10 protein-coding genes are annotated in these 12,367 nt (G+C 74.0%); 6 read left to right on the top strand and 4 right to left on the bottom strand.

The annotated features are described in order from the left end of the window. Positions 1-94: 94 nt before the first annotated feature. A complete protein-coding gene (locus C1703_RS12075) occupies positions 95-724 on the top strand; it encodes an NAD(P)H-dependent oxidoreductase (protein WP_114252201.1) in 630 nt (209 codons plus the stop codon). Positions 725-1,531: 807 nt separating this feature from the next. Here C1703_RS12075 and C1703_RS12065 read toward each other — a convergent pair. After that, positions 1,532-1,966 (bottom strand): gamma-glutamylcyclotransferase family protein, encoded by a 435-nt coding sequence (locus C1703_RS12065; protein WP_114252199.1) that lies wholly within the window; start codon positions 1,964-1,966, stop codon positions 1,532-1,534. 139 nt (positions 1,967-2,105) lie between these two features. On the opposite strand from C1703_RS12065, the gene C1703_RS12060 reads away from it, so the two are divergent. Continuing rightward, entirely contained in the window at positions 2,106-3,752 is a 1,647-nt protein-coding gene (locus tag C1703_RS12060; RefSeq protein WP_114252197.1) for a M4 family metallopeptidase, read from the top strand. Here the strand turns inward: C1703_RS12060 and C1703_RS12055 are convergent. After that, positions 3,739-6,045, bottom strand: a complete 2,307-nt coding sequence (locus C1703_RS12055; protein ID WP_232840459.1) for a molybdopterin oxidoreductase family protein — start codon at positions 6,043-6,045, stop codon at positions 3,739-3,741. The genes C1703_RS12060 and C1703_RS12055 overlap by 14 nt on opposite strands. Before the next feature lie 389 nt (positions 6,046-6,434). On the opposite strand from C1703_RS12055, the gene C1703_RS12050 reads away from it, so the two are divergent. From C1703_RS12050 to C1703_RS12040, 3 genes are read left to right on the top strand one after another with little or no spacing between them, the layout of a single operon-like run. Further along, positions 6,435-7,955, top strand: coding sequence for an amino acid adenylation domain-containing protein (locus tag C1703_RS12050; RefSeq protein ID WP_114252195.1), 1,521 nt, complete (start codon positions 6,435-6,437; stop codon positions 7,953-7,955). Next, on the top strand, positions 7,952-9,208 hold the full coding sequence (locus C1703_RS12045) for a hypothetical protein (protein WP_114252193.1): 1,257 nt from the start codon (positions 7,952-7,954) through the stop codon (positions 9,206-9,208). Before C1703_RS12050 ends, C1703_RS12045 begins: the two co-directional genes overlap by 4 nt. A 31-nt stretch (positions 9,209-9,239) precedes the next feature. After that, positions 9,240-10,007, top strand: coding sequence for an enoyl-CoA hydratase-related protein (locus tag C1703_RS12040; protein WP_114252191.1), 768 nt, complete (start codon positions 9,240-9,242; stop codon positions 10,005-10,007). Positions 10,008-10,123: 116 nt separating this feature from the next. Here the strand turns inward: C1703_RS12040 and C1703_RS12035 are convergent, their stop codons facing one another. Next, positions 10,124-10,432 (bottom strand): hypothetical protein, encoded by a 309-nt coding sequence (locus tag C1703_RS12035; RefSeq protein ID WP_157993100.1) that lies wholly within the window; start codon positions 10,430-10,432, stop codon positions 10,124-10,126. Between the two features lie 169 nt (positions 10,433-10,601). Further along, positions 10,602-11,288, bottom strand: a complete 687-nt coding sequence (locus tag C1703_RS12030) for an ElyC/SanA/YdcF family protein (RefSeq protein ID WP_114252187.1) — start codon at positions 11,286-11,288, stop codon at positions 10,602-10,604. A 213-nt stretch (positions 11,289-11,501) separates the two neighbouring features. Here C1703_RS12030 and C1703_RS12025 point away from each other — a divergent pair, with 213 nt between their 5' ends. Continuing rightward, positions 11,502-12,269 carry a sirohydrochlorin chelatase gene (locus C1703_RS12025; RefSeq protein WP_114252185.1) on the top strand — a complete coding sequence of 256 codons (768 nt, stop codon included), beginning with the start codon at positions 11,502-11,504 and terminating at the stop codon, positions 12,267-12,269. The last annotated feature ends 98 nt before the right edge of the window (positions 12,270-12,367 follow it).

Below are 12,367 nucleotides of genomic sequence, written 5' to 3'. Positions count from 1 at the left end.
GCGGAAAAGTGCGGAGGGCGGGTGTGAACGGGTGACCCGGTTCCGTGGGCCGGGGCTTGACCTGAAGCAAGGTTGAGGTACGAGTCTGTGCGGCATGAACACAGCCGCAACCAACACTGCCGGGCGTGGGCAGTCCTCTGCCGACCGTGCCCTCCGCCCCCTCAACGTCACCCTCGTCGTCGGCAGCAACCGTCACGGCCGCTTCGGGCCCGTCGTCGCCGACTGGCTCCTGGACCGCCTCCGAGGCCGGGACGACCTGGTCGCCGAGGTCGTGGACGTCGGCGAGGTCGAGCTGCCGATGTCCTTCGAACGGACCCCGGAGGCGACCGCCGCGCTGGCCGGCATCACCCCGAAGCTCGCCCGCGCGGACGCCTTCGTGGTCCTCACCCCCGAGTACAACCACTCCTTCCCGGCGGGCCTGAAGAACCTCGTCGACTGGCACTACTCCGAGTGGCAGGCCAAGCCCGTCGCCCTCGTCTCCTACGGCGGACTGTCCGGCGGCCTGCGCGCCGTGGAGCACCTCCGGCAGGTCTTCGCCGAACTCCACGCCGTGACGGTCCGCGACACCGTCTCCTTCCACCATGCCGGCGCGTCCTTCGACGACCAGGGCACCCTGCGCGACCCGACGGCCCCGGACGCCGCGGCCAAGACCATGCTGGACCAACTGGTGTGGTGGGGCCGGGCGTTGCGGCAGGCCCGGGAAAGCCGGCCGTACACGGCCTGACCCCACCGGGGGCGGCGCGAAGCGCCAGCCCCAGGGGCGCGGCGAACCGCGCGAGCAGCCCCAGACGGCCCGCAGCCGCCGCACGGCCTGCAGCCGCCCTGCGGCCCGCGAACGTCGTGCCGCCCGTGCGGAGCCCCCCGCGCCCCGCCCTCAGCGGCCCCCAGGGGCGCGGGGAACTGCGCGAGTAACCCCAGACGGCCCGCAGCCCCAGACGGCCCGTAGCCCCAGACGGCCTGCAGCCGCCGCACGGCCTGCAGCCGCCCTGCGGCCCGCGAACGTCGTGCCGCCCGTGCGGAGCCCCCCGCGCCCCGCCCTCAGCGGCCCCCAGGGGCGCGGGGAACTGCGCGAGTAACCCCAGACGGCCCGCAGCCCCAGACGGCCCGTAGCCCCAGACGGCCTGCAGCCGCCGCACGGCCTGCAGCCGCCCTGCGGCCCGCGAACGTCGTGCCGCCCGTGCGGAGCCCCCCGCGCCCCGCCCTCAGCGGCCCCCAGGGGCGCGGGGAACTGCGCGAGTAACCCCAGACGGCCCGCAGCCCCAGACGGCCCGTAGCCCCAGACGGCCTGCAGCCGCCGCACGGCCTGCAGCCGCCCTGCGGCCCGCGAACGTCGTGCCGCCCGTGCGGAGCCCCCCGCGCCCCGCCCTCAGCGGCCCCCCAGGGGCGCGGGGAACTGCGCGAGTAACCCCAGACGGCCCGCAGCCCCAGACGGCCCGTAGCCCCAGACGGCCCGCAGCCGCCGCACGGCCTGCAGCCGCCCTGCGGCCCGCGAACGCCGTGCCGCCCGCGCGGAGCGCCCCGCGCCCCGCCCTCACCCCCGTCCCGGCCCCGGCCCCCGTCCCCGCCAGTCCCCACCCGCGATCCGCCGCCCGGCGCCCCGCAGCCCCGCTGCCACCCCCGGTCCCGCGACGTAGACCCACGCCCGGACGGCCGCCCCGTCCGCCGCCCGGACGACTTTCCGCTCCACCCTCACGTACAGGCTCCGCGGATCCCCCGGCACGTACTCCTCCAGCCGGTCCAACTCCGCAAGCAGCGCCCCGTACGCCTCCGGCAGCGCCGTCACCAGCTCCCCGCTCACGACGCCGCCGCCCGGCTCCTCGACCAGGTACGGATAGCCCGGGCCGTCGTACAGCACCGCGTCCGCGAGCCGGCCCGGTTCCTCGGCGGAGGTGCGGCCGCGCAGGAAGAGGTCGTGGTTGACCTCGCCGGGGCGAAGCGTGCCGTAGACGAAGAAAGGCAGGGTCACAGGAACGATTCTGCACCCTCACACACCTCCACAGCGGGGCTATGGACATGCCAGGTCCACCCCGACTTGACTCGCGGTCAACATCAACGCCGCCCCCGGTCGACCCCACGCGACCGGGTGCGCCCGTATGAGGAGACCGATGAGTCGGATACGTCATGTCCGCGGTTCCCGTCTCGCCACCGCCGGTGCCGCCGTCACCGGCACCGCCGCCCTGCTGGCCGCCGCGCTCTCCCCGACCGCCGGCGCGGCCGAACGGCCGACCAGGGCCGAAGCGATCGAGGACGCCGAGACGGTCCTCGACGACCGGGCCGCGGAACTGGGCCTCACCTCCGCCCAGGAGACGAAGGTCCGGGACGTCATCGTCGACCAGGACGGCACCCGGCACGTCCGCTACGACCGCACCTACCGCCGACTCCCGGTGCTGGGCGGCGACTTCGTCCTCCACCTGAACCCGGACGGCAGCTACCGGGGCACGAACCGCGCGACGAGGTCCGCGCTCTCCCTCACCGGCGTCACCCCGAAGGTGTCCGCCCCCAAGGCCGCCGACCTCGCCGCGAGCCTGCTGCGCGCCGCACACCTCGGCGAGACCCTGGAGAAGCTGACCGCCAAGCCGCGCCTGGTGGTCGACGCCCTGCACGGCGCCCCGAAGCTGGCCTGGCAGACCGACGCGGTGGCGCACGACGAACTCGGCAACCCGGTCGGGCGCACGGTCCTGACCGACGCGACGACCGGCGCCCGGATCGACGCCTGGGACACCCTGGAGTCGGCGGCGGGCGACGGCGAGTCCCTCTACGGCGGCACGGTTCCGCTGGAGACGACGAAGTCCGGGTCGTCGTACCGGCTCAAGGACGCGACGCGCGGCGGCACCTACACCGGTGACGCCGAGAACAAGACGGACCAGTGCCTGCTGACCATCTGCCTGACCCGCGCCCCGGCGACGCTCTTCAAGGACGCCGACAACCACTGGGCCACGGGCCGGACCTCCGACCGCGCCACGGTGGCGGTGGACGCCCAGTACGGCACGGACGTCACCTGGGACTACTACAAGAACGTCCACGGCCGCAGCGGCATCGCCGGCGACGGCAAGGGCTCGTACAACCGCGTCCACTACGGCAAGGACTACAACAACGCCTTCTGGGACGACACCTGCTTCTGCATGACGTACGGCGACGGCGACGGCAAGCAACTCGGCCCGCTGGTGTCGCTGGACGTGGCCGGGCACGAGATGTCCCACGGCGTGACGTCCAAGACGGCGGCGCTGACGTACTCGGGCGAGCCCGGCGGGCTGAACGAGGCCACCTCGGACATCTTCGGCACGCTGGTGGAGTTCTACGCGGACAACGCGAAGGACCCCGGTGACTGGCTCATCGGCGAGAAGGTCGTCCGCTCCGGCCTCGGCCGGGAGGCCCTGCGCTTCATGGACAAGCCGTCCCGGGACGGCGAGTCGGCCGACTGCTGGAGCGAGAAGGTGGCCGACCTCGACGTGCACTACTCCTCGGGCGTCGGCAACCACTTCGCGTACCTGCTCGCCGAGGGCAGCGGCAGGAAGACCATCAACGGCGTGAGTCACAACTCGCCCACCTGCGACGGCTCCACGGTCCAGGGCATCGGCCGCGCCAAGCTCGGCAGGATCTGGTACCGCGCCCTGACGGCCTACATGACGTCCTCGACGGACTACGCGGGCGCGCGCACGGCGACCCTGAGCGCGGCGAAGGACCTCTACGGCGCCGACAGCACCGAGCAGCGGGCGGTGGCCGCGGCCTGGAACGCGGTCAACGTGCGCTGACCGCTTCCCGCTCGACCGTTTCCCGCTCGACCGTTTCCCGCACGGCCGTTTCCTCCGCGACCGTTTCCTCCGCGATCGATTCCTCCGCGACGGCTTCCCGCGCGACCGCCTCCAGCCGCACCGCGCACGCCTTGAACTCCGGCATCCGGGACGTCGGGTCGAGCGCGGGGTTGGTGAGGGTGTTGGCGCGGCCCTCGCCCGGCCAGTGGAACGGCATGAAGACGGTGTCGGGCCGGATGGCGTTCGTGATCCTCGCGGGCGCCACGGCCCGGCCCCGCCGGGACACCACGGCGACCGGGTCGCCCTCGGCCACCCCGAGCCGGGCCGCCAGCCGCGGGTGGATCTCCACGAACGGCCCGGGCGCGGCGGCGTTCAGCTCGGCCACGCGCCGGGTCTGCGCGCCGGACTGGTACTGCGCGACGACCCGCCCGGTGGTGAGCAGCACGGGGTACTCGTCGTCGGGTTCCTCGGCGGTCGCGCGGTGCGAGACCGGCACGAAGCGGGCCCGTCCGTCGGGCGTCGCGAAACGGTCGAGGAAGAGGCGGGGCGTGCCCGGGTGGGCGGTCGGCGTCTCCCGGGCCGGGTCGTCGGGCAGCGGCGCGTCCAGCAGGGCGTCCTCACCCATGTCCACCACCTCCAGCTGTCCGTCCGGCCGGGCGCCCTCGCCCGGTCCCCCCGCCTCCGCCGGGGACGGGCAGGGCCAGAACACGCCGTTCTCCTCCGCGAGCCTGCGGTACGTGATCCCCGAGTAGTCCGCCGGACCGCCCGCGCTCGCCCGGCGGAGTTCTTCGAAGACCTCCTCCGGGTCCGTCGGGAAGCCCTTCTCCACGCCCAGGCGGGCGGCGAGCTCGTGCATGACCTCCAGGTCGCTGCGGACGCCCTCGGGCGGGGTGACGGCCCGGCGGCGGAGCAGGACCCTGCCCTCCAGGTTGGTCGTCGTGCCGGTCTCCTCGGCCCACTGGGTGACCGGCAGGACCACGTCCGCGAGCGCCGCCGTCTCCGACAGCACCACGTCGCACACGGCCAGGAAGTCCAGTGACTTGATGCGCTCCTCGATGTGCGCGGCCCGCGGCGCCGACACGACCGGGTTGGACGCCATCAGCAGCAGCGACCTGATGTCCGTGCCCAGCGCGTCCAGCAGCTCGTAGGCGCTGCGCCCGGGGCCGGGCAGGCTGTCCGGGTCGACGCCCCACACCTCGGCGACGTGCCGTCGCGCCGCCGGGTCGTCGAGCTTGCGGTAGCCCGGCAACTGGTCGGCCTTCTGCCCGTGTTCGCGCCCGCCCTGCCCGTTGCCCTGCCCGGTCAGGCAGCCGTAGCCCGACAGGGGGCGGCCGGGCCGGCCGGTCGCCAGGCACAGGTTGATCCAGGCGCCGACGGTGTCCGTGCCCTTGGACTGCTGCTCGGGCCCGCGCGCGGTCAGCACCATCGCCGACTCCGGCTCGCAGAACAGCCGTACGGTCTCGCGCAGTTGGGGAACGGACACCCCCGTGATCCGCTCCACGTACTCCGGCCAGTGCGCCATCGCGGCGGCCCGGGCGTCCTCCCAGCCGGCCGTGCGCTCGCGGACGTACTCCTCGTCCACCCGGCCCTCGGCGATCACCAGGTGCAGCAGGCCCAGCGCGAGCGCCAGGTCCGTGCCCGGCCGCGGCGCCAGGTGCAGGTCCGCCTGCTCGGCCGTCCTCGTGCGGCGCGGGTCGATGACGATCAGGGTGCCGCCGTTCTCCTTCAGCTCCGTGAAGAAGCGCAGCGACGGCGGCATGGTCTCCGCGAGGTTCGACCCGACGAGGATCACACAGCCCGACTTCGGGATGTCCTCCAGCGGGAACGGCAGCCCCCGGTCCAGCCCGAACGCCTTGATGCCGGCGGCGGCCGCCGACGACATGCAGAACCGGCCGTTGTAGTCGATCTGGGACGTGCCGAGCACGACCCGCGCGAACTTGCCGAGCGTGTACGCCTTCTCGTTGGTGAGGCCGCCCCCGCCGAACACGCCGACCGCGTCCGGCCCGTGCTCGGCGCGCGTGCGGCTCAGCTCCGCGGCGATCCGGTCGAGTGCCTCGTCCCAGGAGGCGGGCACCAGCGTGCCGCCCGCGTCGCGCACCAGCGGGGAGGTCAGCCGGACGTTCCGCGCGAGCACCGCCGGCGCCGTACGGCCCTTGCCGCACAGCGCGCCCCGGTTCACGGGGAAGTCCGCGCGCTCGCTCACCTCGACGGTCCCGTCCGGCGTGGGCGTCAGGTTCATCCCGCACTGCAGGGCGCAGTACGGGCAGTGCGTGGGCGTGGCGGTGTTCTGCATGCCGTCCAGCGTGCTTCGGCCGTGTTACGCCCGGGACGGCTCCCTGTTACGCGGCCGGGACGGGGACCTCCCCGCCGCCGCCTCGCCCTCGTGAGGGCACAGGGCTGCCCACCTTCACGTCGCCGCCGACCGGCACGGACGTTGCCTCTGTGACAGGAAACGGCACATGTGGCTCATTTCATTCCTTTCTTGGCCGATCCGACCTCGTTGAGTGTTGAAGCAGCGGGGCTACGCTCTCGCTACGCGCAGCGCTCGCACGACTCCGCACGGCGTTCGACACCCGGGCATGCCCGCCGTTCGTCCGGCTGCATCCACAGCGGCTGCCTCCACCCGAGGCCGCACCGCCTGTGGCAATCCGACCCTCGAAACAGCCAGGAGGCCACCCGACCATGCCTCTGCGCCACCTCACCCCCCAGGACCGGCACCTCTTCCGGCAGTTCGGCCGGGGTCCCGCCGTCCCCGTCCCCGACCCGCTCCTGCACCACGCCATAGCCCGGCAGGCGGCGGCCGCCCCGCACGCCGTGGCCGCCGAGCACCAGGGCGCGCGCCTGACCTACGGCGAACTCGACCGGTACGCCGGCGCCCTCGCCGCCCGCCTGGTCCGCGAGGGCGTACGGCCCGGTGACCACGTCGGCCTCTTCGTCCGCCGCTCGCTGCCGATGCTCGTCGGCCTGCTCGGCATCCTGAAGGCCGGCGCCGCCTACGTCCCGCAGGACGTCGGCCTCGCGCCCCCGGCGCAGCTCACCCACGTCATCCGCACCGCCCGCACCCGCGTCGTCCTCACCACCGCCGAACACGCCCACCGCGTACCGCTGCCGGACGGCCACCTGCTGCTCCCGCTCGACGAACCGCAGCCCCCCGCCCCGGCCCCGCGCCCGCGCGTCACCGGCGACCACGGCTGCTACGTCCTGTTCACCTCCGGCACCACCGGCCGCCCCAACGGCGTGCGGGTCACCCACCGCAACGTCGCCAACATCCTGCTCACCGCACCGGGCTCCCTGGGCGTCCGCCCCGGCGACCGGGTCGCCCAGCTCCTCAACATCGCCTTCGACATGGCGGCCTGGGAGATCCTCGGCTGCCTCGCCCACGGCGGCACCCTCGTCATCCGCGGCAAGGACATCGCGGCCGCGGCCCGCACCGCCGACGTGCTCATCGCCACGCCGACCGTGCTGTCCGGCCTCGACCCCGCCGCCTGCCCGCGGGTGCGCACCGTCGCCGTCGCCGGGGAGCCCTGCCCGCGCCCGCTGGCCGACCGCTGGGCCCGGCAGGCCGCCTTCTACAACTGCTGCGGCCCCACGGAGACCACCATCGTCAACACGATGGGCCGCCACGACCCGTCCGCCCCGCTGCTCACCATCGGCCGCCCCACCCCCAACAACACCGTCTACGTCCTCGACGCCGACCGCCGCCCCCTGCCCATCGGCGAGGTGGGCGAGATGTGGGCGGGCGGCGACTGCGTCTCCGCCGGCTACCTCGGCGACGACGCCCTCAACGCCGAGCGCTACGCCCCCGACCCGTTCCTCGGCGGCGGCCGCCGTATGTTCCGCACCAGGGACCTCGGCCGCTGGACCCCCGACGGGCAGCTCGAACACCTCGGCCGCACCGACGACCAGGTCAAGGTGCGCGGCTTCCGCGTCGAACTGGACTCCGTCTCCGCGGTGCTGGAGTCGGCCGCCGGCTGCACCCGCGCGGTCACCCTGCGGCGCGACGCCCGCACCCTGGTGTCCTTCGTCTGCCCGGCCGACATCGACCCCGAAGCGGCCCGCCGCGCCGTCGCGGAGGCCCTGCCGTACTACTGCGTGCCCGAGCGGGTCCTGCCGTTGGCCTTCCTGCCGGAGACCGACCGCGGCAAGGTCGACAAACAGGCGCTGCTGCGGATGCTCGACGACAGTCTGGCGGTGGCCCGATGACCACGTCCCCGCCCCGGGCCCGCCAGGGCACCGGCGACCTCCCACCGCTGCTCCCGGCCGCGCGCCGCGCGCTCAAGCACCCCGCCCTGATGCACTACCACCGCCTCGCGGCCCTGGTCCTGCTGGCCAACGCCGCGTTCGCCTGGGCGCACTGGCCCCTGGCCACGCCCACCCTCGGGCACGCGGCCCTCGCCAACCTCGCCCTCGCCGTGCTGATACGCCAGCAGTACGTCATCAACCTGCTCTTCCGGCTGGCGACGGCGGCCCCGACGACCTGGCCGCTGAAGGTCCGCTGGACGCTCGGCAAGGTGTACCACTTCGGCGGACTGCACGTGGGCGGGGCACTGGCGGGCACGGCCTGGTTCCTGGCGCTGACGATCAGCACCCCGGACGGCGCCCCCAGGGCCGTCGGCTGGGCTCTGCTGGCGCTCCTCGCGCTCGTCGTCGCCACCGCCCTGCCGCCCTTCCGCGCCCGCCACCACGACCACTTCGAGCGGATCCACCGCTTCGGCGGCTGGACGGCCCTCGCCCTGTTCTGGACGCACACGCTGCTGGCGTCGCCGGGCCCCTGGCAGGTCGGCGTGCTCGCGGTCGTCACCTTCAGCGTCGCCCTGCCCTGGCTGCGGCTGCGCAAGGTGGACGTGCGCCTCGAACGCCCCTCCTCCCACGTCGTGCTGGCCCGCTTCGACCACGGCGAGACCCCCTTCGCGGGCTCGTCCACCGCGATCAGCCGCAGCCCGCTGAAGGAATGGCACTCGTTCGCCAACGTCCCCACGCCCGGCGAGCCCGGCTTCCGCCTGACCATCTCGCGGGCGGGCGACTGGACCGGCTCCTTCATCGACGACCTGCCCGCACAGGTCTGGGTCAAGGGCATCACCACGGCCGGCGTCGCCAACATCGAGGTGCTGTTCCGCAAGGTCGTCTACGTCGCGACCGGCAGCGGCATCGGCCCCTGCCTGCCGCACCTGCTCGCCGCCGAGGTCCCCTCCCGCCTGGTCTGGGCGACCCGCGACCCCCGGGCCACCTACGGCGACGCACTCGTCGACGAGATCCTCGCCGCCCAGCCGCACGCCCTGGTCTGGGACACCTCCCGGCACGGCAAGCCCGACATGGTGCGCCTCGCCCACGAGGCCTACCGGGACTTCGGCGCCGAAGCGGTCATCTGCATCTCCAACAAGAGACTGACCTGGCAGGTGGTCCACGGCCTGGAGCGGCGGGGGATCCCGGCGTACGGCGCGATCTGGGACTCGTGACCCGTCGTAACCCCTCGTGAGGAGAAGGCAGATGAACAACCTGAAGGTCGAGCGGCACGGCCGTGTCGTGACCGTGCGCCTGCACCGCCCGCACGTCCGCAACGCGCTCGACGGCGCGCTCCTCGCCGAACTCCTGGACACGCTCCGCCCGCTGGACGCGGACCCCGGGACCGGCTGCTTCGTCGTCACCGGCTCGGAACGCGTCTTCGCGGCGGGCGCCGACATCAAGGAGATGGCCCCCAAGTCGGCCGTCGACATGGCCGCCGAGGACTGCTTCGCCGCCTGGGAGGAGTTCGCGGACCTGCGCACCCCGAAGATCGCCGCCGTCAACGGCCCTGCGCTGGGCGGCGGTTGCGAGCTGGCGATGATGTGCGACCTGGTCGTCGCGGGGGAGTCGGCCGTCTTCGGCCAGCCGGAGATCAAGCTGGGCGTGATCCCCGGTATCGGCGGCACCCAGCGGCTGACCCGGCTGGTCGGCCGGGCCAAGGCGATGGACCTGGTCCTCACCGGCCGCACGATGGACGCGCGGGAGGCTGGAAGCTGCGGTCTCGTCTCCCGAGTGGTCCCGGACGACCGGGTGCTGCCCGAGGCCCTCGAAGCGGCGGCGACGATCGCCTCGTACGGCCGCATGGCGGTCAGGGCGGCCCGCGAGTGCGTCGACCAGGCCCTCGAAACCGGCCTGCGCGACGGCATCCGCTTCGAACGCCGCGTCTTCCACGCCCTGTTCGCCACCGACGACCAGAAGGAGGGGATGACGGCGTTCCTGGAGAAGCGCCCACCCGTCTTCCGAGGGCGCTGACAGCCGGGGGCGGGAGACGCGGAGCGCGCCGGCCGCGCTCCCGCTCCCCGGCCACGTTCAGGGGCTGTGCCTGGTCAGGACACGGCCCCCGATCGGTTCACCCACGCGCCGCCCGGTCAGCACTCGTACGCGTAGTACGGGTCGTCGCCCTCGTCCAGACCGATCCGCCCGACCGAGTGGGGACCGATCTGGATGCACGACGGGTCGAAGCCGTCGACCTCCACGCTGGCCCTGATGGTGTGCCCGCACACGTTGCGGATGTCGGCCCACCACTGCCCCCAGGCGCCGAGCTTGGCGCACCCCGGCTCCGGAGCCCGGACCGCCCCGGCCGCCACGGGCGCCGCCGAGGCGGTCCCCATCGCGGCCGGCAGGACCAGCAGCGCGCCCGCGGCGGCCATCACCAGCGCGGAGCGAAGTCGAGTCATCAGGTGTCCTTTCCCCCAGTTCGCGGCGGCGGCCCGATCCGCCGCCGCACGGCGAAGACACTAAGCGTGAGCGAACGGACACGGAGAGCGCCGGGCTGTTTTTCACGCTCCGGGGTGAAATATGCCCGTCAAACCTGTCCTGGCAGAACGTCCGGATCCGTCCGAGAGGCTATTCGGCCGTGGTCAACGCCCGCTCCACACCCGGTTCCCGGGGCCCGAGGAACCGCGGATCCGGCCGGAACACCGCGTCCAGAGCGGCCTTCCCGGCGGCGAAGATCTCCCGCGCGCCCCCGTAGTACCAGGTCGCGTCATGCACCGCGTCCACCCCGACCCCGTACGAGGCGACCCCCGCCGCCTGACAGAGCGCCACCGCCCGCCGGATGTGGAACCCCTGGCTGATCAGCACGGCCTCGTCCACACCGAAGATCTTCTTCGCGCGCACGCACGAGTCCCAGGTGTCGAACCCGGCGTAGTCGCTGACGATCCGCCCGTCGGGCACCCCGTGGCGCGTCAGGTACCCGCGCATCGCGTCCGGCTCGTCGTAGTCCTCCCGGCTGTTGTCCCCGGTGACGAGCACCACCTCGACCCGCCCCGCCCGGTACAGCTCCGCCGCCGCGTCCAGCCGGTGCGCGAGATACGGCGAGGGCTCCCCGTCCCACAGCCCCGCACCGAACACCACGGCCACATCGGTCCGCGGCACATCGGCCGTCGTCCGCAGCCGGTCACCCGCCGCGACGTACATCCAGGTCGCCGGAAGCAGCCCGAGCACGCACCCGGCCATCACGGCCTGCACCAGCCGCCGCTGCCCCCGCCGGGTACGCGGCAGCCGCGGTCTGCGAAACGCCGGAAGACGCATCGGACGGTCCCTCCCCAGGTCGGCTCTCGACAGTCAGGGACGCCCGGCGGGGGCGCCCGGTTCATCCGCAGCCACGTGACCAGCTTCACGCGAAACATCGAAACCCCAGCTCAAGGCACCTCACAGACCCCCTGTCCCGCATGGTGAACCGCTGGTAAACACCCGTGACTCCCACGCAACGGGGAGGCAACGTGGCGCCGCGACCATCGACGCATGCCCAGCCAGCTCAGCCTCGTCCCGCCGCCCGCCACGCGCCGCCCGGCCCCGCCCGCCCTCGTCGTCGTGGCCCACGGCAGCCGCGACCCGCGCGCGCTGAGCACCGTACGCGCGCTCCTCGACCAGGTCCGCGCGCTCCGCCCCGACGTGCCCGTCCACCTCGGGCACATCGAACTGAACGCCCCCCTGCTCCCCGACACCCTCGCCGCCCTGGGCGACACCGAGGCGGTCCTGGTCCCGCTCCTCCTCAGCCGCGGCTACCACGTCAAGCAGGACATCCCCGAGATGGCCGCGGCCTCCCCGGCCCGCACCCACCTGGCGGCCCCCCTGGGCCCGCACCCCCTGCTGGTGGACGCCCTCCACGCCCGCCTCCTGGAGGCGGGCTGGGGCGCGACCCCCCGCCGCACCAGCGCGGTCGTCCTCGCCGCGGCCGGCTCCCGCGACCCGGACGCGAAGACGGACACGGGCCGCACGGCCCACCTCCTGGCGACCCGCCTCGGCGTCCCCGTCATCCCGGCCTACGCCTCCGCGGCCACCCCCACGGTCCAGCAGGCCGTCCGCACCCTCGTCGCCAGGGGCCGCCACCACATAGCCCTGGCCTCCTACTTCACGGCCCCCGGCCGCTTCGCCACGGAGTGCGCCCAAGCGGCCCCGTGGACAGCGGCGGCCCCCCTCGGCACGCACCCTGCGATGGCCCGGCTCGTCCTCCACCGATACCAGGAAGCACTGACGGCGGCTGCCGAACCGGCACTGGCCTCGGCCTGAAACGGGGCGTTGGGTCGCGTCCTCAGGGCGCGGGGAACTGCGCGACCAGCCACGACGGGCCCGCACACGCCACACCACCGAACTCGGCACACACCACG

This window comes from Streptomyces sp. Go-475 (genome assembly GCF_003330845.1).
Classification (GTDB): domain Bacteria; phylum Actinomycetota; class Actinomycetes; order Streptomycetales; family Streptomycetaceae; genus Streptomyces.
This window is presented reverse-complemented; position numbering and strand designations above follow the sequence as displayed.

Coding starts and splice junctions, on each gene's coding strand:
- C1703_RS12060 (WP_114252197.1), top strand. CDS start 2,106: ATGAGTCGGATACGTCATGTCCGCGGTTCCCGTCTCGCCACCGCCGGT.
- C1703_RS12055 (WP_232840459.1), bottom strand. CDS start 6,045: ATGCAGAACACCGCCACGCCCACGCACTGCCCGTACTGCGCCCTGCAG.
- C1703_RS12075 (WP_114252201.1), top strand. CDS start 95: ATGAACACAGCCGCAACCAACACTGCCGGGCGTGGGCAGTCCTCTGCC.
- C1703_RS12035 (WP_157993100.1), bottom strand. CDS start 10,432: ATGACTCGACTTCGCTCCGCGCTGGTGATGGCCGCCGCGGGCGCGCTG.
- C1703_RS12050 (WP_114252195.1), top strand. CDS start 6,435: ATGCCTCTGCGCCACCTCACCCCCCAGGACCGGCACCTCTTCCGGCAG.
- C1703_RS12025 (WP_114252185.1), top strand. CDS start 11,502: ATGCCCAGCCAGCTCAGCCTCGTCCCGCCGCCCGCCACGCGCCGCCCG.
- C1703_RS12040 (WP_114252191.1), top strand. CDS start 9,240: ATGAACAACCTGAAGGTCGAGCGGCACGGCCGTGTCGTGACCGTGCGC.
- C1703_RS12045 (WP_114252193.1), top strand. CDS start 7,952: ATGACCACGTCCCCGCCCCGGGCCCGCCAGGGCACCGGCGACCTCCCA.
- C1703_RS12030 (WP_114252187.1), bottom strand. CDS start 11,288: ATGCGTCTTCCGGCGTTTCGCAGACCGCGGCTGCCGCGTACCCGGCGG.